This window comes from Arthrobacter sp. efr-133-TYG-120, assembly GCF_030209785.1.
Taxonomy (GTDB): Bacteria; Actinomycetota; Actinomycetes; order Actinomycetales; family Micrococcaceae; genus Arthrobacter.
Genome location: NZ_JARVRI010000040.1, coordinates 69,139 through 94,694, shown reverse-complemented (window position 1 = coordinate 94,694; position 25,556 = coordinate 69,139). Strand labels below are relative to the sequence as shown.

The window sequence follows — 25,556 nt, the reverse complement described above, 5'->3', positions numbered from 1 at the left end:
ACGGAAATGACAGATGGCACTGGACTGATCGGGCGTTTTTACAAGGAAATCATCGAGGGTGGAAACCTCGATCTCATTGATGAACTGGCGACGGACAACCTGGTGGACCACGAAGAGGCTCTCCCCGGGCAGCCGCCTGGGAAGGAAGGCGTCCGGTTCTTCGTCACCGCCATCCGGGCGGCGTTCCCGGACATCAAGGTCAAGACGATAGAGCCGTGGCTGACTGACGGACGATTGGAGGCGTGCCACGTGGTGATGACGGGTACGCACCGCGGGGACATGGCGGGCGTTCCAGCGTCGGGCAACACCGTCGAATTCGGCGGGACCGACATCATCCGCGTCGAGGACGGCAAGGTTGCCGAGCACTGGGGATCTACTGACACCCTCAGCCTCATGCAGCAGATCGGCGCTATTCCCCAGTAGCGATTCCGCGATAGCGTCTCCCGCCCGCGCTCCTAGCTGCGGGCGGAAGGCATTCGGAGGTGAGCCGGGAAGTCTGGTCGGCAGCTCGATACGGCTGTCATGGAACCGGAGATCCCAGTGAAAATTCCGAGCGGAACGTCCCCCGGAGGTGGACTGGGAAGAGGCCTGCGTTCCCGCACCGCACTGCTCTTGGCGTTTGCCTTCGCGGTCATGGCCGACCCCGTCTCCTCCGTCGCGTACGCCATCGAAGCGGCCCTGCGCGCCCTGAACGGCGGTTTGGCGTTGCTGGTCCCGGCCATGGTCCTGGTGGTAGCCATCGTCGCCTTGGTGATCGTGAACTACCGGCAACTCGTCGCGCGCTACCCGAGAGGCGGCGGGGCGCCGGCCGCGGTGGGTGAGGCCTTCGGAGACGGCTGGTCCTTCATCCCGATCGGCGCGCTGGTGGTGGATTTCCTGCTCACTATCGCGATCAGCGTCTCGGCGGGGTCCTCGGCGGTGATCGCCTATTTCCCCGCCCTTGCTCCCTGGCGTTTGTTGCTCGGACTCGGCTTGGTGGTCCTCGTCGGTGCGGCGACCTGGTTCGGTCACCTTGGCAGGTTGGTCTTCGCAGCGATGACAATGGCCTTTATCGTCGTTTCCGTGGTCGTCCTTCTCTACGGCCTGGGCGCAGCACCTAAACCGCTCAGTACGATCGTCGGCGCTCCCGGGCATCCACCGGTCCTTGCCGTGGTGCTTGCGTTCCCGGTCGCCATGGCCATGGCCACCGGTGTGGAAGCGGCGACCTCGGCGGTTGCCCAGCTCGGGCAGCTCGACAATGACGGGAAGCGGCGTTTCGGGCAGCTCACTCTCTGGCTGACCCTCGGCATCGTCGGCTCCATCACGCTGGGCCTCGCCGTGGAGGCCGCGCAGCTGCACATCGGCATTCCGCCGAAGGACAGCACACAGATCGCCGAACTCGCCCGCCTCGCTGCCCCGGCGCCCGTGTTCGCCGCCTTCCAACTCCTCACTGCCCTGCTGCTCCTCTCAGCGGCTTCCTCGGGTTTCCAAGCGGGACCGGGCTTGCTCAAAGCCCTGGCGCGCCACATCAACCCCCACGGTGAGACCGTCGGCGTCCTTCCGCTCTTCCTGGGCCGTACCAACCGCCACCACACGCCCTATTGGGGCGTGGCGGTGTTCATCGTCCTGGCCGGTGCAGTGACAGCCATCGCCGGCGGCGACGACCAGGAGCTTGTCCTGTTCTACGCCGTCGCGGTCTTCCTCAGCTTCCTCGGCGGCCTGGTTTCCATGGCACTCTTGGCCCGGAGGGACCGCCAGCCGCCAGCCGTCATCCTCAACACCGTCGGAGCCGTCGCTGTGGCCTTCACCCTGATCGCCAATCTCTCCCGCGGCTTCCCGATCGTCAGCCTCGCCGCCGCCCTCGCCGTCGCAGGGCTCCTCTACCGGCTCTGGACCAAAGCGGGACGCCCCCGCGGCATCCGCAATGTAGCCGCGGAAGCAGAAATCGAGTGATGCCCGCACCGAGCTAGCTGCCGGCGTCGCCCGCGTCGCCCGTGCCGTCCGCGACGTCGAACGCTTGGAGCAGCGCCGCGCCCTCCGCGAGGAGGGGTTCGCGATCGGCCGGCTGGGCCACGAGCCGGGTCACGTCGCTCATGAGGGTCTCGACGTAGCGCCGCACGACGGCGTGGTGGGCCGCGTCGCCGAACCACACGAGCTCACGGCACACGCGCAACAGGGCCCTGACAACGCGAGGCTCGTTCGCGCCGTACCGTCGCACCTGTCCGAGGGCCAGATCCACGAGATAGGCGAAATCGCGGCCCGGGACGTGCAGCCTGACCGTGCCTTGCGCGTCCGCCACGACCTGCGGCCCGTGCTGCCGGAGTGAGAGGGCGGCGAGGATCGAGCCGAGGTGGTCCACCGCTTGGTTCGCGGTGTAGGGATCGTTGATGGCGGGCGAGAGCGCCTTGGACGCGACGTCGGCGAGTTGCCGGATCCCGAAGGCGACGTCCTGCTCGAGGGTCCGTTCGTAACCGATCCGCACGCTCTGGGCAAGCGCCCGGCGCAGTTCAGTGCCGCCGTCGGGGGCTAGGGGACGCACGCGCTCGCCGGCGGTCTCCCACACCCAGGCGAGCGGGGAACCCGCGACGACGTGCCGGCCGATCATGGGCACCATCAGGGCCGTGAGGCCCCGGCTCGCGAGCACTTCGACGAACGCCTCTGCATGGAATGCCTGGACATATCCGGACTGCGGCACCAGCAAAGCGGTGGCGCCGGGCGGCGGGTCTGGCATGCGGATTCCGGGATCACCAGGGACGAAGGACCGCGCGATCACCTTGAGGGTGGCCTTCTCAACGCCCTTCATGACTTGGTCCACCTGGATCGAGTGGGACAGATGGTGGGCGAAGAAGACAAGCATGACCATGCTCACGAACAGCAGCAGGAGTGCGCCGCTCACGGCGAGGCGAGGGTAGTCCTGGGTGCGCTGTCCGGCGGCGATGCCTACCGTGTAGAGGCCCGCCGTGCTGTATGCGAATGTGGCCACGAAGGCGCTGAGGGTTACCTGGTTGGGTATGTCGCGCAGGAAGTTCCGCAGCAGCCGCGGGCTGAACTGCGTGGACGCGAGCTGCAGTGCCACCACAGTGAGGCCGAGCACGACGGCGATGACCGTCACCATGGTGCTCGCGATCCCGATGAGCAGGTTCCGCGCGTCGTCGGATGTCCCTTGGAAGAGGAGGACGGCGAAAGGTGACGTAGTGTCGAGCTGCACCGCGGAAAGGCCCGCGCCCGCGATGATCGCGAGGACGACGGCGCAGGTCGGCATCGCCCACAGGGCACTTGCCAGATACTCCCGAACGGCATCACGCCTCACATGTGACACTCTCTGCCGACGGTGCTCGCCAGTCAAGGGGAGGCATGGTGAATATCCGGAGGACCTTGGACCCTATAACGGCCGCCCGGAGCCGGGACAGACTGGCATATGGCCAACATCTACATTGCTTACGGGACCGTTGAAGGACAGACGGCCCAGATTGCTGAATATATTGCCGACGTCGCTCGTGGCCATGGCCACGAGGTGCAGACGGCGGACATCAAGAAGTCCGGAGATACCTTGCCGGACGGTTACGACGCCGTCCTGGTGGGGGCGTCCGTCCATGTGGGCAAGCACGAGGGCTATGTCCGGGACTTTGTCCGGAAGAACACCGCCGCGCTTGAGCGCCTTCCCTCCGCCTTCTTCTCGGTCAGCCTTGCCGCCCAGGGCGATGAAGTGAACGCCGAGGGTTATGTGGAGAAGTTCGAGGCTGAGACGGGGTGGCGTCCGGCCCACGTGGGGCTCTTCAGCGGCGCCCTCCTCTACACCCATTACGGTTTCCTCAAACGCGCCATGATGAAGAAGATCGCCCGCGACAAGGGCAGCCTGGACACGGATACCTCGCGCGACTACGTCTACACCGAGTGGGACGGGGTGAGGCGGTTCACCGAGGACTTCCTGGCTGGATTGGCTACACACGTGGCTTAGCCAAGGGCCGGATCGCACCAGAATCCTTGACTTCATGCCGAGGCTCAACAAGGGTGGAAGGGATCGATCCACGCGAAATTCTTTCGAATCAGGAGATCCAAAAATGACTCTTCCCGCAGGTTTGACTTCAGGCACCTGGTTGCTGGACATGTCCCACAGCGAGATCGGCTTCAGCGTCAGGCACGCCGGCATCAGCAAGGTCCGCGGCCGCTTCACGGAAGCGAGCGCCGAGGCCCGCGTCCGCGAGTCCCTGGCCGACGCGTCCCTTCACGCAACCGTCAAGACCGCGAGCTTCGACTCCGGCGATGCCAACCGTGACGGCCACGTCCGCGGCGCCGACTTCTTCGACGTCGAGAAGTTCCCGGAGATGACCTTCCGGGCCACCAGCGTAGAGGGCGACGGCGATGACTACACCCTCACGGGCGACCTCACCATCCGGGGGATCACCAAGCCGGTGGAGCTGGAAGTTGAGTTCACCGGCGTCGCGGTTGATCCTTTCGGCGCGACCCGCGCCGGGTTCTCCGCCGAAACCGAGATCAGCCGCAAGGATTTCGGGCTGACGTGGAACGCAGCGTTGGAGACCGGCGGTTTCCTGGTGAGCGACAAGGTGAAGATCAACCTCGAGGCTGCCCTTGTGAAGCAGGCCGAGCCCGAAGCGGCCGAGTAGCCGCGGGGCACGGCAGCGGGTTCCGGCAGTTGACCCCGCCGGAGCCCGCTCGTCCAGTCGATTGAGGTCTTGTTCGGAGAGTTCGACGGCGGTGGCCCCAGCTTCCCGGCGGGGCGTTCGCGCTTCTTGGTGCGGGAGGGTGGGCGTACTATGTGCCATGGCGCGTTTTGGAATGAAGATGGCATGCACGTTCCTGGCTCTTATTGGACTGTCGCTCGCGGGCATGGCTCCCGCAGCAGCGGCCGCACCGACGCGAACTACGGACTTGGTCGGCAACGATGTTTCCTGGCCACAGTGCGGCAAAACCCTCCCTGCGGGGCAAGCCTTCGCGATCGTGGGCGTGACTGGCGGTCTGGCCAATAACACCAACCCTTGCTTGGCCCAGCAACTGGTTTGGGCGGCTGGCTCAACTGGGGGAACAGCGCAGCCCAAGGTCGCCCTGTACGTGAACACTGCCAACCCAGGACTCGCCGGCTCATGGTGGCCGTCGTCGAACTCCTACGCAGGCACGCAGGTCGCCAATCCTTACGGGACGTGCGGCGGCGGGGTCGATCTTGCCTGCTCCTACATGTACGGCTACGCGAAGGCCTATGACGATGCCACGATCCGCGGCGTGAGCAACCCCGGAGACTACTTCTGGTGGCTGGACGTAGAAACCGGCAACAGTTGGCAGACCAACACCGGACTGAACAGGGCCGACCTAGAAGGAATGGTCGCCTACTTCACGAGCATCACCTCCGGCGGCGCTGCCGGTGCAGGTGTCGGGATCTATTCGACGGCCAATCAGTGGGGGACTATCGCCGGAACCGTGCCCGTCAGCAGTCCGTTCGGTGGGCTGCCGAGTTGGCTTGCCGGTGCCAAGACCTTGCGCGGAGCGAAGTCCATTTGTTCTTCGCCTGGCCTTACGCCTGGGAGCCCGGTGTCTGTGACCCAGTACGTGTCCGCCGGACTCGACTACGACTATTCCTGCCACTGAGCAGGGTCGCTCGCGCTGCCGAGCCTGCGGTGGCGGCCAGGTTCTCGGCCGGACGTAGCGCTTCTTGTAGCCGGCCGCCCGCTCAACTCACCGTATAGGAGTTGAGCGGGCGGCCGGTGCCGCCATACGTGAGGTCCAAAACGAGAAGGCCTTTCTGTTCCAGGACACTGAGGTAGCGCTGGGCCGTTGGGCGGCTGACACCGAGCTGTCCGGCGATTTCAGCGGCGCTGATGGGACCCCCGGCGGCGCGGACGGCGTCGAACGCTTTTTGCATGGTGGGTTGCAGGCGAGGCGCCGGGGCCGCGGGCCTGACCCCGGCAGAGCGCGCGTTGTAGAGGCTATCAATAGTTGCCTGGTCGGCAGTCGAAGCGGAATCCAGCTCCTGCCGCCAATTCCGATAAGCCTCCAACTGCGTTCGGAGCCGGTCAAAGCTGAACGGCTTGACCATGTAGTAGACCGCGCCGCTGGTCATCGCTGACTTGACGGTGGCCAGGTCCTGGGCCGCGGTGATGACGATGCAATCTACCTCGGTACCGGCGGCCTGCAGGGATCGCAGCATCGCGATCCCGTCCTCGTCCGGCAGGTGTACATCCAGCAAGAGCAGGTCCGGGTTGAGGCGCTCGATCGCCTCCCGCGCGGCCGCAGCGGTGTATGCCTGACCGACGCATTCGAAACCGTCAACCCTGGCCACCCGGGCGGCGTGGATTCCGGCGACCCGGAAATCGTCGTCAACCACCAATGTCCTCATCAACGTTTTGGGCTCCTTTCCCGGGCATTTCCCCAGTAGGTGAGGCGACAGCAGAAAACGCACAAAACGTGCACTTTTGCGGCTAAGGCGCACAACTTACTGAAGACTTCTGGGCCTGATGATCGCTTCCTAAGCTTTACATAGTTTCAGTGATCCACATCACGAATTCGTCGGACTCCCAAGGAAGGGATCCGTAAGACAGAGAGGTCTTAGCAAATGAATGCCATCCACCCCAACCGGCCGCCCGGGGCCCCAGAGAGGGCTGACGACGCCGCGGGCATCGACATTGTCGGGTTGACCAAGCGTTACCTCACTCCCAAGAACGAGACCTTCACTGCCATCCGCGATGTGACGCTGAGGGTCGAACCCGGCGAGTTCTGCGCGATCGTCGGACCGACGGGCTGCGGCAAGTCCACCACCCTGGCCCAGGTTTCCGGACTCGAACGGCCAAGTGCCGGCTCGGTGAAGGTCCACGACCAGATCGTTGACGGCATCACCAACGGCGTCAGCTACATGTTCCAAGCGGACGCGCTCTTCCCCTGGAAGACCGTTCTCGGAAACGTGCTGATCGGCCCGGTCCTGCTCGGGACACCCAAGAAGGAAGCCACGCTGCTCGCAAGGGATTGGCTGCGCCGCGTGGGCCTGGCCGGGTTCGAGGACCGTTACCCGCACCAGTTGTCCGGCGGTATGCGCAAGCGCGTCGCGATGGCGGCCGCGCTGATCAACAACCCGCGGATCCTCCTGATGGATGAGCCGTTCGGTGCACTTGACGTGCAGACCAAGGCCATCATGCAGAACGAACTGCTGCAGCTCTGGGAGGAACTGCGCCCCTCTGTCCTCTTCATCACGCACGACCTCGACGAGGCAGTGGCGCTCGCCGACAAGGTGGTCATCATGACCAGCAGCCCCGGCACCATCAAGGATGTTTTCGAGATCGACCTGCCCAGGCCGCGTGGAGATGTCCAGAAGATCCGGCACGAGGAGCGGTTCCTGGAGTTGCAGGGCCAAATCTGGGAGTCCTTGAAGGACGAAGTTACCCGCGCCTACAAGCAATCGGCGGGTGTAGCAGCATGACAACCACAATCAGTAGGGGTGCTCCCGTGCAAGAGCAAGAAAAAGCACAAGCGAGTGAGCTTAAGAATTCCGCCCGGCGTGCCATGAACCGCCGCACCACGTGGGTTTGGGCCGGCCGCGCCATCCTCGCGGTCATCGTGATCGGCGGCTGGCAGTGGTTCACCACGGCCGGCTGGGTGGACAAGTTCTTCTTCGGCCAGCCGTCCGAAATCTGGAACAGCCTGGTGGATCTCTTCACCAAGGGCACGGCATTCGGCACCATCTGGGAGAACCTCTGGGTCACCATGCAGGAAGCCATCTACGGCTTCGCGCTCGGAACGCTGGTCGGCGTCGTGCTCGGAATACTCCTCGGCTCGAACAAGTACCTGTCGGAAGTTGTCGGCCCGTACATCCGGATCGTGAACTCGATCCCCAGAATCGTCCTCGGCTCGATCTTCATCGTGGCGTTCGGCCTCGGCGTCTTCCCGAAGGTGCTCCTCGCGGCGGTACTGGTCTTCTTCGTCGTCTTCTTCAACGCCTTCCAGGGCGTCCGTGAAGTGGACCAGAACCTGGTCGGAAACGTCCGCGTCCTGGGCGCATCGCCGCTTCAGGTTGCGATCCACGTGACCATCCCCTCGGCAATGACCTGGATCATCGCCAGCTTGCACACGGCGTTCGGTTTCGCGATCATCGGTGCCCTTGTTGCTGAAGTGCTCGGCGCCCAGCAGGGAATCGGCCTCATCATCAGCCAGGCGCAGGGAACCTTCGATCCCAACACGGTCTTCGCCTGCATGGTGATCATCGCAGTCATCACGCTCGGCGCGGAATACCTCATCGCCCTGCTAGAGCACACCCTGCTCAAGTGGCGGCCACCAAACCGTTCCGAAGCACAGGCGATCTGACGCTCGCCGTCTTCCATTCAACTCACCCAACGCTCGAATCCTCACAATAGAAGGAAAAGCACAACCATGATGAAGAACAAGATCTACGCCGTCGGCGCTGCCGGAGTGATCGCCCTGAGCCTCGCGGCCTGCGGCACCAGCACCGCAAGCAGCAACAGCACGGCAAGCGGCAGTGCTGCCGCGGACACCGCCTCGATGCCCACCGTGAAGCTCATGGTCGGCGGCATCGACAAGCAGATCTACCTGCCGTACCAGCTCGCAGAGCAGCTCGGCTTCTACCAGAAGTACGGCGTCAAGATGGAGCTTTCCACCGAGTCCCAGGGTGGCGTGGGCGCCGAAGACGCCATGGCATCCGGGCAGGTGGACATGGCCGGTGCATGGTACGTCCACACGGTCGACTTCCAGTCCAAGGGCAAGAACGTCATCAACCTCGTGCAGCTCTCGAGCGCACCGGGCGAACGCATCATGTGCAACCCCAAGGCGAACGTGAAGACGGGCGCAGACCTCAAGGGCAAGACCGTGGGCGTCACCGACCTCGGCTCGGGGACCGATGAGCTGACCCAGTTCATCGCTGCAAAGGCCGGGCTCGCGAAGAGCGATTACCACACGATCGCCGTCGGCGCCGGAGCAACCGCAATCGCGGCGATCCAGCGCGGGTCCGCTGACTGCGTCATGACCACCCAGCCGACCGTGGGCGCCCTCGAGAACAAGAACCTCGCCGTTTCCGCGATCGACCTCGCCACCTCCGACGGGGCCAAGGCAGCGCTTGGCGGCACCTTGCCGTCGGCCGGCCTCCTGGCCCAGTCGGACTGGGTCAAGACCCACGAGGACGCAGCCCAGAAGGTAGTCAACGCCCTGGTGGACACGATGCACTGGATCAGCACCCACTCCGCCCAGGAGATCGCCGATAAGCTGCCCCAGTCCTACGTCCAGAACAGCACCATCTCCAAGGACCAGTACGTCGCCGCACTGAACCAGGACAAGGGTCAGTTCCTCCCGGACGGCATCATGCCTGCAGGTGGCCCCAAGACGATCTTCGACGAAGAGAAGACCATCGGCGTTGACACCTCCAAGGTCAACATCGCGGACACGTTCACCCAGAAGTACGCCCAGGCCGCGCTGAAGCTCGAAGGCTACACCGCCGCCACCACCCCTGCCGGCAACGACGGCTAATCTCTTCTAGCTCCCAAACAATCGGCCTGCGTGGTAATCCACGCAGGCCGATTGTTTTGTTTCTGGCTGCTTTGAGGACGCTCGGGCTTAGGTGTCGATGCTGGCCATGTTCGGGTAGCGGGATCCTGCAGCGGACCCTGCCGGGGCGAGTTCGTCAAGGCGCTTCAGGTCTTCTTCGGAGAGTACGACGGCGGTGGCCCCCAGGTTCTCTGCCAGGCGTTCGCGCTTTTTGGTGCCCGGGATCGGGACGATGTGCTCGCCCTGTGCCAGCAGCCAGGCGAGGGCGAGCTGCCCCGGGGTGCACTGCTTCTGGTCTGCGAGTTCTTTCACCCGGTCCACGAGTTCCAGGTTGCGCTCGAAGTTCTCGCCTTGGAAGCGAGGGGAGTGGCGGCGGAAGTCGTTCTCCGCGAAGTCGGCCTCGCTGCGCAATTGGCCCGTCAGGAACCCGCGGCCGAGGGGGCTGTACGGAACGAATCCGATGCCCAGCTCGGCCAACACAGGGAAGACCTTTGTTTCGGGTTCCCGTTCCCAGAGGGAGTACTCAGTCTGCAAAGCGGTGATGGGATGGACTGCGTGGGCGCGGCGGATGGTGTCCGGTGCTGCCTCCGAGAGTCCCAGATGCCGGACCTTTCCGGCCTGGACAAGTTCGGCCATGGCGCCCACGGTGTCTTCGATGGGGACGGTCTTGTCCACACGGTGCTGGTAATAGAGGTCGATGTAGTCGACGCCGAGGCGTTGCAGGCTGGCGTCGCAGGCGGAGCGGACGTATTCGGGTCTGCCGTTGACGCGCAGGAAGGATCCGTCCTCGCGCCGCTCGTTTCCGAACTTCGTGGCCACAACAGCGTCGCCACGGCGGCCGGCGATGGCCTTGCCCACGAGCTTTTCATTGGTGAAGGGCCCATACATGTCGGCGGTGTCCAAGAGGCTTCCGCCGGCGTCGAGGAAGGCGTTGATGGTGGCGAGGGATTCGTGGTCATCCCCTTCGCCGTAGAACTCGCTCATGCCCATGCAGCCGAGGCCGAGGGCAGAAACGGTCAATGAACCAAGCGTGCGGTTTTCCATGGGGTTCTCTCCTGTAGGTGGCAGAACGTGCTGGACGGCAGGACGGTGCTCAGGGAGGGGTGCGGGTAGGGCCACTATAGGCACGTCGGTGGAGGAGGGACAACGTTGAGGCAGGCAGGGCGGCCTACCTACTGACTGGCAACCTCGGATTGGCCGAACAGTTCTGCTTCGAGTTGGTCGAGGGCTTCGGGATACCCGGCCACATCGATGGGTCCGTATGTGGTCTGGATTGAGACCACTCGGAATCCCGGGCCGAAGTTGACTTCCGCGAAATCCGACAGCTCCAGGTGCCCGCGGTCCGCGGGGATGCGCCCATTGACGAGGAAAGTAGCTGGATTGACCCATGATCCGTCCCGGGACTCATTTGTCACGAAGTCAACAAGCGGTGCGCGTACGGAAAGCAGGCCCCGCACCCAGCCGTTGGCCAGGCCGCCGGGCAATGGTTCGGGCGAGCGAACCCAGAATTCCGTCCACCCGCGCCGTCGCCATAGCTTGAATCTGAGCCGGTCAATCACGCGGGTTGCCACTGGCGAACAAGCCAAGCGGCCACCAAAGTGATGAAGAAAATGGGAAGTGAGTTGGGTTTTTCCCAGCCGAGCGACAGCAGGACGATCGAAGCAAAAGCGGCGCTGACTGCACACCCGAGGGCGGTTGTCAGCAGACGCTTCATCCTGGCTTGCTTCCCGGTCATCCCACACTATAGGCCCGGGTCCCACCCGTTGTCCCGGACGTGGCCCCACCGGTGCTGATGTCCGAACGGGCCGCAGGACCGCGGCGGGAAAGTAAATTGGTGTGGGAACACGAGATGCCGTCTGGCTAAATCGACCCGCAACGGGAATAGGAATAGGGAAATGAGCGGAACTGCGCTGCGTGCTGCGAAGGTCAATCTGATGGTGGCGCGGTGACGGCCCGGCTGCGGGTGTGCCTGCCCGACCAGAAACTCCTAGACGCCATGGAACCTTCCGCCGACGTCGAGTTCGTGATGTGGGACTTGACTGGTCCAGCCCCCGCGGCCGGCTTCGACCTGCTGGTGCCGCCTTACATGGGCCGGCCAGACGCGCTCGCGGCGCTGGATGGCGTGACGGTCCGGCTCGTGCAGAGCCAGTCGATAGGGTACGACGGCGTCGCTGACGTCTTGCCGCCGGGTTGCGCTTTCGCAAACGCGGCCGGAGTCCATGAGACGTCGACGGCGGAACTCGCCTTGGGGATGATGATCGCCAGCCAGCGCGGGATTCCGGAGTTTGTGCGTAACCAAGCGTCTGGAACATGGGCCAACGGCCTGCGCCCAAGTTTGGCGGACCGTAGGGTTCTCCTGCTTGGCTACGGGGGAGTGGGGAAGGCCATTGAAGCCAGGCTCTTGCCGTTCGAAACGCACGTGACGCGGATGGCAAGCCGAGAACGCGAGGATGACCACAGACGGATCTTAGGCATCGACACTCTGTATGACCAGTTGCCGCTGCACGAGATCGTGGTGGTCAGCGTACCGCTGTCTGAGGCCACCCACGGGCTCGTGGATGCTCGGTTCTTCGCCGCCATGTCGGACGGCGCGTTGTTGATAAACGTGGCGCGGGGTCCTGTGGTGGATACGGAAGCCTTGTTGCGGGAGACGTCTTCGGGACGGCTGCGGGCTGCTTTGGACGTGACCGACCCGGAGCCGCTGCCGGCCGACCATCCTTTGTGGACGGTCCCTGGCGTGCTGATCACGCCCCACGTGGGCGGGGCAAGTTCGGCGATGTTCCCCCGGATGGTCCGGCTGATCCGGAAACAGATTTCGTTGCTGTTGGCTGGTGAGGCGCCGGTGAACGTGGTGCTGGGTACGGAGTCAGTGGGCGAGTAGGCGCCAGGAGGTCCACCGCTCTTTGTTTCTACCACTGGGTTAATCCTGGCCCACAGTTCCTTGAGTTTGTGGTCTGACCGGCCGGATTCTTTGGCTCAGGCGGGTACGCGTGCCGCTTGCCGACCAACGTGATCACAAGGGCGGCGGAGCCGTCGAGTGCGCCCATGGTGATGCCGAGTTGGACGGTCAGGACGGTGAAGCCGTTGGCAGCATCCCGGTATTCCCCCCCCGGCGCGGAGGATGCCGGCCTGGTTGTAGATGCCGATCGCACCTGGGTCGGCGCCCCAGACGGTCATGAGGACGACGGTGTCGCTGCCGTGACTAGGAGTGAACGGTGATGCCGGGAGTCAACGGTGATGACCGCGATCCAGATGCCGATAAGGCCGGAGGCGCCGAGGACGGTGAGGGAGAGGCTGATGGCGTGCTCGTCAGCGTCAGGTTCTTTGTTTGCCGTGGACGGGGAGCGCCGGTGCCATGGTAACGGGATCAGCTGGGACGGCAAGACGCCACCGACCCCCGTCGATTTCCGCGCCGGTTCCGAGCTCGCCGGCTTCCATGGGGGCTAAACGGTGACTTACGAAGGTTCCCGCTCGTGGGGACGGCAGCCCGAGCGCAGCCGCGATCTCGGGCTGAGGATGATAGTGCCCCAGAATGACGATTCCCTCGTTTCTTAGGTGTGCTCGGGCATCACGGATCCGCTTCGAGGAGTCGATCTGCTGGGCGACCGTCTCCACAGCGGAATGATGCACCAGCTCACCTTGTAATTGACGGAACAACATGTTGACGGCTGTCTGGCCCGAGGATTGACTTACTGCCGCGATCGCCGTTTCGGGATGTTTCATAAGTACGTTGGCCGGTAGGGCACAACCGTCGAAGACCCATAGAATCTGGTCGATCCCGACCTGGGACAATCGGGGGCGTCCTCGGTCTATCGATGCCACTCCTCGCGAGTCAGGGCCGGGGCGAAGGATCCCAAGGCTGAATCGTGAGGTCTCCTCGTTGGCCCATATCACCAAGTAGGGCAATTCACGTTGTTCGGGAACAGAGCGGTCGAGTGTCCAGCCGTCGAGCTTCTCACTCCATATACAGGCGACGTCGGACCCGCCGATCTGGAGAGAGGTAGTGACGCCGTCGTCGAGATCGAGTACCCGTTGCAGCCAGACCTCGATGAGTGGTCCAATATGAGCTGATTCTGCTTTCGTCAGCTGGGTCAAGTCCCAGCGCCCCGTCCGCCGACCGTCGTAGGCCTGGTCCAGAGCATTTCGGATAGCACGCCCGCACCCAGTCCCATCTGGGTCGACTGCTTGAATCGAGCCCTTCATGTGGTGAATTTCTGGGTCCTGGGAGGGAGTAGGTGGAACAGCTGTCGTCCTGCGGGGGCGCGACTTCAATGCCGGTTCGGGTCGTTTGCCCGGGTCCGGGGATGTAGGACGGGCCCGTCGTGTCCTCCGGGATCCAACATTGTCTTTCGCACTCCCTTGGCCTTCGGCTTCCCATTGCGGGCCGCCGAATAGAGCGAATGGGTCATCAGAGACGTTAGCTGTCATCGTCCATCACCTTACATGCACCGGAAATGCTCATTGTCGAAGCGGTGGTGACGAATCATTGTGAAATTCCTGTCGTGTACGGAGCCAGAACGAAAGGTAGGTCTTGTGCGTGACCATGTTCATGTCCTGGCGTAGTCTGTAGTTGATGGTCGGTCGACTATTCGGGATCATCGTCCCCTCAGTCTTATCGTGGTGTGTTTAACTTTCGTGTCCTCGAGGTTCATGGCGTCGTTGAAGGTCCCAACACCGCTACCCGCCTCTTTCCACCCTCTGGTTCACCCCTGGATGCTCGCCCGAGCATCCATCAGGACTGTGCGGAAGAAACCTGGCACGGACTCATCGCCCACAAGGAGCCTACGATCCAAATAGATGTTGTTGCGCTCGCAGGAGGTTTCGGAGATGAGGCTGCATGCGTGGCAGGCGGCCAGGTTGAGGCTGTTCATACCTTGTCCCCGGCTCTCGGCGCACACCGGGTTGTTGGAGCACCGGTCTGCGTCCTCGACCGCGCCCAGGAGCAGCCGGGAGAAGTACCGTGCCTCTCCCAGACGGACAAGACCACCGAGTGTGCCCTGGGCATCCCCGCTGCTCGTGTAGATCAACAGACCGCCTTGGGGGTCCGGGCCGTCGTTCGAGGCGTAGATACGTTCGGACAGGGACGACGCGGAGTACCCGCTCTGGAACTCCAATCGCCGCATCAACAGGTGTGCCAGGGTGTGCAGGAGCACGTAGCGGGGGTGGAGATCGGCGATGATTCCTCTACGGTTCGCAAGCTTCGCCCCTCGATCGATCCAGTGCTGGGTCCGTCGCTGGACGGCGGGGTCCTCCTCCCATGCACGGAGGGCCTGCTCGTTGAATCGGAGGAAGATGCCTTCCCCAAACTGCTCGATAGCCGGGTACCACTTGAGGCCGTCGATGCTTCCGAGGTCCACCCGGGTGAAGTCTTCTTGCTCGTAGCGGCGGAAACCCCGCAAGGCTCGTACCTCCCGTAGCCGGCGCACCAGGCCGACGTCCGAAACCAATCCGGCCAGGGACGGCAGCACGCCCGGTTCTTGGGGGTAGTCGGAAGGGCACACGTCGAAATCGGGGTTCGTCACTTCCATGTCCCCGGCCAGGACCCTGTCGAACGCCGCCCATTCTCCTGAGTGCAAGTTGCTCTGCAGCTGTATGGTGTCGGCCGCGGGGTCGGTCGTCAGCAAGTGACGGACCATGTGCTCCGGGGCTCCGGTTTGGGCGGAAACGACGGGGACTGCATGGTCCAGCAATGGTCCCGCCTGCTGTCCGAAGACGGCCTTGAACATGTCGTTCTGGAGGACTTTGTCCCGCAGCGCCACCGTTGCCGATTCCACTTCCGGGATGTCGATCGCCGAAGCTGTCTCCGCCTGGTACACGCTGGTGGAGCCGCGTTGGACAACCCGCAGTTCCTCTGTGCATTCTTTGGCGGTGTCCTGCGGTTCCCACGGCTGCAGGCCCCAGCACTTGTACCCTTCCTCGGACAAGGACGTATTGCGTCCCAGCGAACCCAGGTGCCTCGAGGCGTCACAGGAGCGACACAGGACCCGCAACGAGCGCAAGCCTTCGCCTGACCCCGGCGTGGTCCGAAGTTCCAGGTGCTCAAAATCCTTGCACTGGCGTTGCTCGTCGTTCGAGGACTCGAAATGGGACCACCGCCGCCAGTCGAGGTCCTGGACATGGCCTCCAGCGTTGCAGACGGCGACGAAACGCATCGGGACCATCGGTCCTGCACATCTGGAGCAGCTGTTGGTACTGGCTCCGTTCTTGTGATGGATCCGGTTGGACATCAGGGTGCAGTCCTGACAGAAGCGCCATTTCGGGAACCGCCGGTAGGGCAGGGCGTAATTTGCGTTGTGACTGTATTCCCCCGCGGTCGGGGGCCGACGCAGCTGCAGGACCCCCAGTGCCCGTTCCAATGGCGGGCAGGATAGGGGCTCGCAGGTCTTCTCGTTCCACGTCCCTGTATCCATTCCGATGAACGATTCGCTTTTGATATCGACTATGGCGCCGACTCCGAACGGGTAGATGGTCTCCTGCAGTCTGAGCTGACGCATCTCAGGTGCCTTGTCCTGCCCTGCTTTAGCTTTGGGATTCATGCCTTCTCCCCGATGATCTTCATATTGATGTTCGAATCGACGCTGCGCATCGAATTCATCACCGCCCACCCATCCCGGTCCTCGTCAAAAGCGCGCATCAGGGCAGGCTCTTCGTTCTTCGCTCGCAGGGGCTGGTACCGCAGCATCGATTGCCCAGTGTCGGGGTCGGGTGAGGTGCGGATACGCCATTGGTCGATCAACCGGTCAAGATGCTCCTGCGTGGCTTGGTACTCGTCCGGGTCCGAACGTTCCACGACGTCCAGGATCAGCGCCCGGACGTTACGCACCACGTTGGAATCGGCCCGGAAGAGTACGGCCTGGGAGTCCTCGCGCCACGGGCTAAGGTGCCGGACCATTGTTACCAAGACTGCTGCTAGGGATCGGTGTCTGGACGCGGCGGACCAGGGGGTGACACTGGTCGGTTCCACACTGCGGTAGAGCGCCTGGTGGTAACCGAGGAACGACTCGTAGTGAGAACGATCGCGCGGGCGCGAGGCTCGGTACAACGTGACGATGACGCCCGGGACGTCACCGCGTCCGACGCGACTGGTGGCTTGGATGTACTCCGAGGTGGTCTTGGGCTGACCGTTCATGAGCATCAGAGCCAGCCGTGGGACGTCGATTCCCACCGACAGCATGTTCGTGCAGGCGACCACGTCCACGGCATCGCCTTTGTCGAGGCCGCGTCCTAATCGTCGCAGGGCCTTGGGAAGGTCCTCGGCATCCACGCGGCTGGTCAGCTCCACCATTCCGTCACCGCGAATCTGGCGTGTCCTGCCTTCGGGTCCACGTCGGGTGGCCAGGAGACTGTTGACGTCGTCGCGGACGAGGGTCACGGTGCGCCCCAGTTCGCGCAGGCTGTTGTGGTAGGCCACGGCCGTCCAGTAGGCATCGGTTCCCTCGAGGTCCTGTGCTCCCTGGGCGGCCCGCGAGGGTGCCTCCAGCATGGCGCCCATCGCACGCACTACCGAGGTCGATTGCGTGAAGGCCTGAGGCATGAGCCCGATGTAGGTCCTGCCCGGGGCGTTGGGGTCCTGCACTGGGCGGGCGAAGTAGCTGTCCTCCTCATTGAGCCCCGACGGTGGGAACAGTTGGACGCTACGGGCCATGAGGCCTTTCACCTGGTCCTGGGCGGAGCGAATCGTCGCGGTGGAGGCGACGATCTTCGGGCGTCCGCCGACCTCCCCGATGATGCCCAGGACGGCAGCGTCGTAGATCGCGACCGTGGTGCCCAGAGGACCGGATAGTAAATGCATCTCGTCCTGGAGGATCAGGGACGGTGGTTCGTTCGCCGTGGTGCCAGCGCCGAGCAGGACCCCTGCCTCCTGTTTGAAGGGCAGTCGCGCGAATTTGTCGACGGTCGCCAGCAGGATAGTGGGTGGATACCTGTAGATCCTCTCGTCGACGACTTCGACGGGAAGTCGGTCATGGAAGAGACAGGTCCGGTCTGGGCAGCGGAGCCAGATGTCCCCGGCCGAGTGGACGGCCCCGTAGTCCCCGGCCTGTTCGGACCTGGCTTCTGGCATCATGCGGTGCCCGCACCAAGGGCATTCGGTGAGTTGGAAGGGGTTGTCGGGTATCTCCCGTCTCCTGGTGAGCTCCAGGCGTTTGATCGCCTCCTTCTGGGTTCCGGGAGTTGTGGCGTTGCCGACCCAGAGCCCGATGGTGAAGGGTGCCATGCCCTGCGCGAGTGGATCACTCGCCCGGAGGCGTTCCATGGCGCACACAAGGGTCGCGGCGCGTTGAAACTGTTGTGTCGTCAGCAAGCGCAGGGTGTAGCGGGTGATGACGGCTGTACCGCCTCCTTTGATCCCGTGCTCGAGACGGCGCCGGAAGATCTCGAAGGCCGCCAACCCGAGATAGGCCTCTGTCTTACCTCCACCGGTGGGGAACCAGATCAGGTCTACGAGGTCCCGGTCCGGGTGATTGGCATCCGCTGTGCTGGTGAGGGCGACGAGGATGAATCCCAACTGGAACGGCCGCCACGTCGGCTCGCGTCTGGGCTTATTTCCTTCTGAGTCGGTGGCTTTCGCACGATCTGATTGGAGCATCTGCTCATGCATGGCGGACATGGCCAGGCGGAAGGCGTCCCTGGCGCTCGAGGAGCCTTCGAGTAAGGTGATTCCTTCCTGCATACGGTCGACGGCGTCGCGTTGTCGGTCGGTGATCCTCCCGGCTGCCGGCCGATGGTGTTCGTCGAATCCTCGTGCCTGGTCCTGCTGTTCCTGGGTCCAAAGCCGGTATTCGTCGACGAAGGTCCTGAGTTCCGCGAGGACGTCTGCGGTGTCGTCCTGGATTTGGGTGAGTCGGTCCAGCCGCAGGATACCGGCGTCACTTGTCTTGGCCTCGACGGTTGGAACGGTATGGCGGGGTAGGGGGTCCAGGGACACAGAGGAGCACCCGCCGGTCCCGTCATGTTCCCAGCGCACCGATGTCCCGTGGCCCACGGCGAAGATCTGACGGTGTCGGTAGCGCACCGCGAGTTCTTCCTGTTCCGGATCCAGTCGGAGGTCCTCGACCGACCTGTAGGGAAGGATCCGGCCCCCGATCGAGCGTACGGTCATGGCGACTTGGTACAAGCAGTCCTCGGTGCGTAGTTGTCCTTCTCCTTCGTCATTCTTCGGGGCTACGCGGGTGTTGCTGACGGCAACGGTGACCAGTGAACTGTTCTGGCCGAAAGGCCGCCATCGTACGTCCAGTGCTACACGCCCGTCCCCGGGGGGCTCCGCGACGGCTCGCTGCTCGCAGCGGATGCCGAAGAACTGGTGGCCCTGACGCCGCCATGCGATGTGGGTGTCGGTCTTCTCCTCGCTGTAGGTGGCGTATCCCAGGTCGATCTTCACTGCCTCGCCGTCATGGATGAACGACAGGGCGCTGGAGGAGGGCTGGTAGGCGTTCGCCATGTCGATGGAGAGTTCCTCGGTACCGTCGATCTCTGCCTCACCGGTGTTCTCCTCGGCGGAGGGTTGCGGTTCTTCGACTTCTACCCCGATACCGACGGGGTAGAGGACTCCGACGAGGTAGGTGGCGTTCGGCCGGTTCCTGAGTAGTTCCTCCGGTCCCTCGATTGGGCCCAAGTATTGCTGTTCGAGGTGCTCGACCACGCGCTTTTGGCGTTCGACGGCTTCATTCATTGCGGGCACCGGCCTTTCCTACCTGTTGCTGTATGTACTGCTGCGCGTTTCGTTCCATGATCTGGTAGGCGCCGGGAAAACTGACGACGTAGAGAGAGTAACGAGGCCGGGTCATCGCGACATAGGATCCGGCCCGACCCCCGGCCGTGTCCAGGTCCGCGACGTCCACGACGATCACGTGCTCCCGCTCCAGACCTTTGATGTTCGCTGCTGTGACGAACTCGTAGGACTGGTTCTCGATGGTGTAGTTCGACGGTGGTCGGCCTTCGACGGCCAGGATTGACGCCGAGGGGTCGGCGGCGGCACTGATGATGGTGATCTTCTTCCGACTGACGCCCTGGTCTCGGAGAGTCCTGAGGCGACCGTCCAGAAGACGGCGGGCCTCTTCCGGTGTGCGGGCCTGAACGATCGATGCGTCGGGTCCTTCACCGATGCGTGGGCTTCCCAGGTCCGCCCCGAGATGGGACTGCACCGCAGTCACGACCGTGCGGGCGTTCCTGACGTTCTTCGTCAGATCGACGATGATGGCACCGGCCTGGATCTCGTGGTAGACCATATCGTCGAACACCCCGCTCAGATGAGTTTGATTGTTCGGGTCCAGGAAGATCCACCACCGACCGTCCTGCAACCCGCCGCGGACAGAATCAGAGAGTCTGCTCATGTCCTCCAGGTTCAGCAGGTCCTGTGCCTCGTCGACTACCACCACATCGAAGACGGCTTCGCCGGGAATCGAATCGAAGGGTACCAATCGCACCTGGCTGTCGCTCAACAATTCCGACGCGAACCCCAAAACGCCGGGGGAGCCGCAGACGAAAGCCACCGAACTGCCGTCGGCCACCGCCCGACGTGCCGCTTCGATCGCCACTACGGTTTTGCCCGTACCGGCTCCGCCCAGGACCAGAACCCGTGGATTGCGTTCGAAGGACCGCATCGCGTCGACCTGTTCATCGGTCATAGTTACGATGTTCCGGTCGATGAGCATCTCGGTGTCCGGCACGGTTCGCATGGCGTCCACCTCGCGACGCAGGAGGGTGAAGACGGTCGAGAGGTTCGCCATCGGACGTAGACCCTGGCGCCGGGAGTAGTCGGAGTCACCCGGTGGTGTACGGGCCAGACGAGCCAACGCGTCCAGGCTCCCTTCCAATCCGGCGGGAGTCATCCGGTCCAACCCGATGTGTTGCTGCGGAACCCATTCCGCGTCCGCGGTCAGATTCTGGTCAGGCGTCACCACCGCATAGGCGAACGGCCACCCGCCCTCACCCGACTGCCTGGTGAGGATATCGAGCAACGCGAATGAAGCGTCCTTGGCCTGCACCCATGGGCTGCGCCGAAGAGGGTGCTGGGTGCCCTGCCGGTCCACGGAGTACCAGAGGCCGTCCTCGGTCCGCCCGATCCGCCCTCCCTTGACCTCCAGTACGAGGATCGCCCCCCTCCACAGCACCACGAAGTCCGCCTCACCCATTACCTGTTTGCGGTGCCGAGGAAGGTGGACCGAATGATAGGCGACACCTTCTTCGTTGGATCGGATCGCCGTGAGGAGTTCCGCGACCTTGCGCTCCGCATGACTCTGGGCGTCGATGTACTCCGTCGGTGGGATTAACCTCATGACCCCTCGACCCCCCAGTACTGGGTGAACCCCCGGTATGCCAGGTCGACGTCGACGTTCTCGATCGTGTCCTCGAGGTTCACCACCAGGCACCGCTCGGATCCGCGGTTCTTGGGTCCTCGCAGTCCACGACCGACCATCTGCACGTACTGGCTTTCGCTCAAGGTCGGCCGGGCAACGTAAAGGGCGCGGATCTGAGGTGCATCGAAACCCTGCGTCAGCAGCTCGCAATTGACCAAGACCTGAAGGGAGCCGCGCTTGAAGTCGGAGATCACCTTCGCCCTCTCCCCGCGCGAGCTCCGACCACTTACCGACGCCGCCTGCACGCTCTTGCTCTTCAAGATCGTCGCCAATACCTGAGCTGAGAGCACTGAAGGCATGAACACCAAAACCTTCCACTCCTCCGGCAACGCCATGATGTGATTGACGATGCCCATCGTCCGCTCCTGGTCCTCACCCACCCGGTTCAACGTGTCCTGCGACAAGTTGTTGAATTCGATTTCCGACACGCCGACGGCCAAACGGGTACCGGGAAGGACCTGATGATCGATACGCGCGAGCACTTCACGATCTTGGAGCTCCTTGATGGGATCGGGGCCCAACGTCTGAACAAGGTTGTTCCCGAACCGCTTCGCCAACAGACTCGTCACCTCAGGGTTCCGTCCCCGGTAGGGTGTGGCCGAAAGACCGATTAGTGGACGCTCGCGGTTCCCAAGGTCCACCCCGAGCCTCTGGAAGATCCTCCTGTACATCTTGTTGTCCGCCGCCCGATGGGCCTCGTCGACGATCACGGCGACAGGAGCATAGATCCAGTCGTACGAATCGTCGCCGATGTGCTCGTAGAGCATCGCATCGGTCGCCACTACCACGCTCAACTCCAGTTCGGGCGCCTGCGGTCGATGCGTGCCGAAGAATCGGTTGATGCTTAACGATCTCTCATCGGAGAACTCTCGCCATACTTCGCTCCACGTTGTGATTGCCTGCTCGCACAGTTCCTCGGACTGCGCGATCCACAACACCGGGCCGATGGTCCCGAAATCGTTGTTCAAGAACGCCTTGACCAACGACTCCACAGCGACGCGGGTCTTTCCCGCACCGGTCGGCAATTCCAAAAGGGCCTTGTCGGCATTACCAGGGTTGGAACGAAGACAGAAACGGAGTTCACGCAGAGCTTCCTGCTGGTAGTCATGTAACGCCCCGAGTCCAGGTTTACCCATCACGATCTCCGCCGGTGGCCGCGAAGGCTTGGACGTCCCAGCGAAGTCCGGCGTAAACCCTAGATCGGTTACGAACCTGCGAGCAGGGCCGAGACCTCCCCACTTGTCAGGTGGCGTCAATCCGAGAGCCCTCAACTCATCTATCAGAAGACTCAAAGAGTCGGTCCCGAAGGAATCGAGGAACAGCCCTGCCAGATCTCCATCCTGCACAGGGGTTCCCATCGCCCGAAGAGTATCTGTAAGACCGGGAGGAAGCTTCGCATTCAGCTGATCCGGCGACACCAGTACTTTCAAGCGGTCCTCGTTGGAGGATGCGGCACGAGACCGCTGCCTCAACTCGTCTAAATCAGCGTCGAAGAGCGCCTGTACAGCATTCTGAACGTCCGCAGCACTCAACCTCAGGCCGACTTCCTGATTGATCCAGGCAAGCAGGTCGTGAGCATTCCTCCTCACGGAAGGATCACTGGTTACATATACCGTCCCGTCGTGGAACGCCCGCATCAGAAGCTGCTCCTGGGTACCAGCCGGCGTCAACTGACGGGCCACGATTCCGGAGCATTCCGTGATGGTAAGCCGTCGATCCTTGCGGTCAAGCAGACGATATACGGTCGGAATGCAGTCTGTGAGCAGCACCGGCTCGGCAGGCTGCTGGGGAATCAATTCGAACTGAATGGCGCTCGCGGCGTCTTGGAAGTCAGCGTGCTCGAAAAGGACGTTCCGGACAGTCTCGTCCTCGACGAAGAGGTAGGGGTTCTTTGATCGTTTTAGGACATGGACCTGCGCCTCTTGGGAGGCGATGAAGATCTGCCCTGCGGGGACAAGATCGATCTCAGTACCGACGACCGCTGGAACCTCACCCGCCCAACGGTTTTCGTCGCGCGTTCTCGGAAGAGCTTTGGACAGGAAGCTCACGAGGGAGCTGGTCACTGCGGCCGTGGCCTGCATGCCCCGACCTGCTTTCATGCCCTCGACGAGAATTTCTGGGTCGATCGCCTCGATCGACCCAGGCAACGGCAGGATACCGAAGTGCGAATCCTTGGGAAGGGGTACCCAAGGAAGATACTGCTGCAGGAGGGGAGACACCACGCGCGAGGCCCGACGGACGACACCGAAGGACGTGTCTGCCAGACCCCATGTCATTACGGCCCACAGATGCGGGGCAGGTACCGGGAAGCACTCGGATCCGTCAGGGCTGTGAAGATTCCACTCTCGAGACGTACTCGTCCTAAGCAGGGCGGAAGTCAACTTCACCAGGTCACCCGTAGGTTGAGGGTTCACATGGGACAAATCTTTGAGGAGTCCTATGGGGCCGGCCCCTCGTTCTTCCGCGAAGTACCAGTCTTCCGGTGCTGAATCTTTATCCTCGGCGCCTGCCTCCCGGGCATGCTCAACTGCCCAGACGCGATACCGCGTGAACTCAGGCTCCTCGATCACTGGATACCAATGTGAGAAACCGGTCACAATGCCGAGCACCTCAATAAGTTCCTTGGCAAGGAAGTTAGGTAGTAGCACTCGATCCGGCCACGGGATGTCTACGGCGGGGTTCTGAAGAGCGAAGACCTCCTCAGAATCGCGCCACGTCGAGGCCTGCGTGATGACCTTGACGATGTTGCCCTCATGTCTCCAGCTTTTGAGTATGAGAGCCAATCGACGAGGTTCGAGGTTGAGTGCTTGGTCCCAAAGGTCTTCCCACTGACGATCCGTGGAATCTGGCCCCATGCTAGAGAGCATTGAGGTGAAGACGACCTCAGCATCGAGCGTCCTGAATCCGAAATTCTCGAGAATCTTGCGGAAGGAGACGTTTTTGGCGATGTCGCCAACAATGAGCTCATAGCTTGGTAGCTCTGGTCCGCCCTCGGGGGGAAGGTAAACCTTCGCATGCTCGTTCAGGGCGACTCGTCGGCCCCTGTCAGTAGGAACGATGCGGGCCGCGGAGAAGCTTACCCGCGCCTTCTCGAACTCGATGCTGGGAATTAAACCGAGGGCTGCCTGTGAATACCTAAGTTCATCAACATCGCCAAGCATGCCCAACCACGTTGAGGGGTGGAGCTCGTTCCTCGACGGAGGCAAATCCCGTTGCAGGAGCGCTCCGGCGTCGGCGAACGCCCGTCGATGCAATTCTCGTAGGCGGACCCTGATAGTCCCGCTTTTATCGTCTTGGTAACACGACACATGAGGTACATTGTCAGGTGTGTGTGGAGCAGCAGCCCACACGGCCATCGCACTTTCTGGTAATACGACCCCGTAGTGGAGAGCGATGATATCGCATCCGTGGAGTAGCCGCCCATTGGCGTCTGGGATCAAAGCCGCTTCCGAAGCCTTGCGGTGGATGTGGGAGATCAATGCCTTGTCGGCTAGGGAGTGGTACTCCTGGGGCCGGCTCGGTAGATATCTGAGATGCCGCGCGGGTTGCTCCTGCGTCCGAAGGTCCGGCAAGGCATCAACGAACAGCTGAGCCAGGGCGTCGAAAATCTCCGCGTTGTACTTCTTTTCGGTCAAGATGTGGCTTCGGTCCTCACTTAAGGCCCAAGGTGCGTTGAAGATACCAACGGCGGAGGTTCGGTCCGACAGTGGGAAGTTGGCCCAGAATTCACCTTCCCTGCCTGAGGTGTCTAAAGGCATGGCACAGGTTACGAGGATCGACTTCCGGGCGATAGCATCATCCACCTCTTGTCGTGCCGCTAGCGAGGGTTGGTGTTCCCTCTTGAAGATCGCCCACTTCTGGGCAGCGAGCCCGGGGCCTTGCAGTTCGTAGGACGAGTGTCCTACTGATCGGCACGAATGCTCGATCTCTTGCTGGCCCCCATTCCGGCGTATGATCATCGTCAATTTCTCTACATGGGGCGTGAAGATCAGGAACTGGGTCTGGAAACCGCGCAGCTGATCCTCCAGCTCCACGTTTTGTTGAAGCGGAAGTCGCACGACTGTACTGGCCCATTCCGTCAATTCCTGAAGCGTGGCATCTTCGGCGATCGCGTCCGCCGCATTCAAGACCGTGGGTAGGCGCAGTATCGGCAGGTCGTTCCCGCGCGCGCCAACCTCCGTTAGGATTGCACGAGCCTCAGGTGCCCCGAAGTGGAAACTAACCGAACGACTGAAGACCTGCGGGTTTTCGGTCACGGCCAGGACGGACTTGAAGCCGTTGCCATACCGACCGATTTCTTCGCCCCTCTTGTCGCTGAGGTAAGCATGAGTAATCGCGTCGATTCCTGCCTGGTTGAACTCTTTGCCGTCGTTCGCACAGTAAAGGTAGCGATCAGTCAGGATGAGCTTGATTCTTCCCGTTTTTCCCGACCTGAGAATCGCGTCGGCTGCATTCTGGACTAGTTCGGTGATCTGACGACGTGAGTAGCCACTCGTACGGAACGAGTTCTCCTGCCCCACATGCTCCTCGAGCATCTTCGGGTCCTCCCGGTAGATGCGTGGGACCACCGACCGCCATGTCTCAAGGAAGTTGAGGAGTACTTGATCCGGTTCGCTCCAAATAAAATCCTGCGTCACTGCTGTTCCCTTCCCCAGTCGGCTCCTCGATCCTAACGAGGCCGACCGGACTTCAAGCGCACCGCCACCCTTACACTCGCCGTGTGGC

General features: G+C 62.7%; 19 protein-coding genes and 1 pseudogene. 9 read left to right on the top strand and 11 right to left on the bottom strand.

Annotated features, from left to right (window positions below; translation table 11 throughout):
- Positions 1–6 precede the first annotated feature (6 nt).
- Both QRN51_RS21270 and QRN51_RS21265 read left to right on the top strand, forming a co-directional pair.
- Complete coding sequence (locus QRN51_RS21270; protein WP_059388081.1) at positions 7–423, top strand: ester cyclase; 417 nt, start codon at positions 7–9, stop codon at positions 421–423.
- Between the two features lie 117 nt (positions 424–540).
- Complete coding sequence (locus QRN51_RS21265; RefSeq protein ID WP_284991795.1) at positions 541–1,932, top strand: amino acid permease; 1,392 nt, start codon at positions 541–543, stop codon at positions 1,930–1,932.
- 13 nt (positions 1,933–1,945) lie between these two features.
- Here QRN51_RS21265 and QRN51_RS21260 read toward each other — a convergent pair whose 3' ends face one another.
- Positions 1,946–3,289, bottom strand: coding sequence for a DUF2254 domain-containing protein (locus QRN51_RS21260; RefSeq protein WP_284991794.1), 1,344 nt, complete (start codon positions 3,287–3,289; stop codon positions 1,946–1,948).
- A 108-nt stretch (positions 3,290–3,397) separates the two neighbouring features.
- On the opposite strand from QRN51_RS21260, the gene QRN51_RS21255 reads away from it, so the two are divergent.
- The 3 genes from QRN51_RS21255 to QRN51_RS21245 all read left to right on the top strand — a co-directional run bounded on the left by QRN51_RS21255 (position 3,398) and on the right by QRN51_RS21245 (position 5,580).
- Complete coding sequence (locus QRN51_RS21255) at positions 3,398–3,937, top strand: flavodoxin domain-containing protein (protein ID WP_284991793.1); 540 nt, start codon at positions 3,398–3,400, stop codon at positions 3,935–3,937.
- A 103-nt stretch (positions 3,938–4,040) separates the two neighbouring features.
- A complete protein-coding gene (locus tag QRN51_RS21250) occupies positions 4,041–4,604 on the top strand; it encodes a YceI family protein (protein WP_284991792.1) in 564 nt (187 codons plus the stop codon).
- A gap of 157 nt (positions 4,605–4,761) precedes the next feature.
- A complete protein-coding gene (locus QRN51_RS21245) occupies positions 4,762–5,580 on the top strand; it encodes a hypothetical protein (RefSeq protein ID WP_284991791.1) in 819 nt (272 codons plus the stop codon).
- A gap of 82 nt (positions 5,581–5,662) precedes the next feature.
- Here QRN51_RS21245 and QRN51_RS21240 read toward each other — a convergent pair whose 3' ends face one another.
- Positions 5,663–6,328 carry a response regulator gene (locus QRN51_RS21240; RefSeq protein ID WP_284991790.1) on the bottom strand — a complete coding sequence of 222 codons (666 nt, stop codon included), beginning with the start codon at positions 6,326–6,328 and terminating at the stop codon, positions 5,663–5,665.
- Positions 6,329–6,544: 216 nt separating this feature from the next.
- Between QRN51_RS21240 and QRN51_RS21235 the strand changes: the two genes are divergently transcribed.
- The 3 genes from QRN51_RS21235 (at position 6,545) to QRN51_RS21225 (ending at position 9,456) form a co-directional block, all read left to right on the top strand.
- Positions 6,545–7,402 (top strand): ABC transporter ATP-binding protein, encoded by an 858-nt coding sequence (locus QRN51_RS21235; protein WP_284991789.1) that lies wholly within the window; start codon positions 6,545–6,547, stop codon positions 7,400–7,402.
- Between the two features lie 26 nt (positions 7,403–7,428).
- Entirely contained in the window at positions 7,429–8,283 is an 855-nt protein-coding gene (locus QRN51_RS21230) for an ABC transporter permease (protein ID WP_284991788.1), read from the top strand.
- A gap of 66 nt (positions 8,284–8,349) precedes the next feature.
- Positions 8,350–9,456: an ABC transporter substrate-binding protein gene (locus QRN51_RS21225; RefSeq protein ID WP_284991787.1), complete on the top strand. Its 1,107-nt coding sequence runs from the start codon at positions 8,350–8,352 to the stop codon at positions 9,454–9,456.
- Between the two features lie 87 nt (positions 9,457–9,543).
- Here the strand turns inward: QRN51_RS21225 and QRN51_RS21220 are convergent, their stop codons facing one another.
- The 3 genes from QRN51_RS21220 to QRN51_RS21210 form a co-directional block, all read right to left on the bottom strand.
- Entirely contained in the window at positions 9,544–10,518 is a 975-nt protein-coding gene (locus QRN51_RS21220) for an aldo/keto reductase (RefSeq protein WP_284991786.1), read from the bottom strand.
- A gap of 128 nt (positions 10,519–10,646) precedes the next feature.
- Entirely contained in the window at positions 10,647–11,033 is a 387-nt protein-coding gene (locus tag QRN51_RS21215) for a hypothetical protein (RefSeq protein WP_284991785.1), read from the bottom strand.
- Positions 11,030–11,188 (bottom strand): hypothetical protein, encoded by a 159-nt coding sequence (locus QRN51_RS21210; RefSeq protein WP_284991784.1) that lies wholly within the window; start codon positions 11,186–11,188, stop codon positions 11,030–11,032. Before QRN51_RS21210 ends, QRN51_RS21215 begins: the two co-directional genes overlap by 4 nt.
- Positions 11,189–11,419: 231 nt before the next feature.
- Between QRN51_RS21210 and QRN51_RS21205 the strand changes: the two genes are divergently transcribed.
- Complete coding sequence (locus tag QRN51_RS21205; RefSeq protein ID WP_284991783.1) at positions 11,420–12,355, top strand: 2-hydroxyacid dehydrogenase; 936 nt, start codon at positions 11,420–11,422, stop codon at positions 12,353–12,355.
- A gap of 28 nt (positions 12,356–12,383) precedes the next feature.
- Here QRN51_RS21205 and QRN51_RS23500 read toward each other — a convergent pair.
- The 6 genes and pseudogenes from QRN51_RS23500 to QRN51_RS21175 all read right to left on the bottom strand — a co-directional run.
- Positions 12,384–12,800 (bottom strand): annotated as a pseudogene (locus QRN51_RS23500) (hypothetical protein); the annotation flags it as partial.
- The gene (locus tag QRN51_RS21195) at positions 12,790–13,677 is read right to left on the bottom strand and encodes a NaeI family type II restriction endonuclease (RefSeq protein WP_284991782.1); all 888 of its coding nucleotides are present in this window, start codon (positions 13,675–13,677) and stop codon (positions 12,790–12,792) included. The gene QRN51_RS21195 and the pseudogene QRN51_RS23500, both read right to left, overlap by 11 nt.
- Positions 13,678–14,177: 500 nt before the next feature.
- Entirely contained in the window at positions 14,178–16,010 is a 1,833-nt protein-coding gene (gene drmB / locus QRN51_RS21190) for a DrmB family protein (RefSeq protein WP_284991781.1), read from the bottom strand.
- Positions 16,007–19,144: a helicase-related protein gene (locus tag QRN51_RS21185; protein WP_284991805.1), complete on the bottom strand. Its 3,138-nt coding sequence runs from the start codon at positions 19,142–19,144 to the stop codon at positions 16,007–16,009. Before QRN51_RS21185 ends, drmB begins: the two co-directional genes overlap by 4 nt.
- Positions 19,137–20,750 carry an NERD domain-containing protein gene (locus QRN51_RS21180; RefSeq protein ID WP_284991780.1) on the bottom strand — a complete coding sequence of 538 codons (1,614 nt, stop codon included), beginning with the start codon at positions 20,748–20,750 and terminating at the stop codon, positions 19,137–19,139. Before QRN51_RS21180 ends, QRN51_RS21185 begins: the two co-directional genes overlap by 8 nt.
- Positions 20,747–25,468 carry a DEAD/DEAH box helicase gene (locus tag QRN51_RS21175; RefSeq protein WP_284991779.1) on the bottom strand — a complete coding sequence of 1,574 codons (4,722 nt, stop codon included), beginning with the start codon at positions 25,466–25,468 and terminating at the stop codon, positions 20,747–20,749. Before QRN51_RS21175 ends, QRN51_RS21180 begins: the two co-directional genes overlap by 4 nt.
- Positions 25,469–25,556 lie beyond the last annotated feature (88 nt).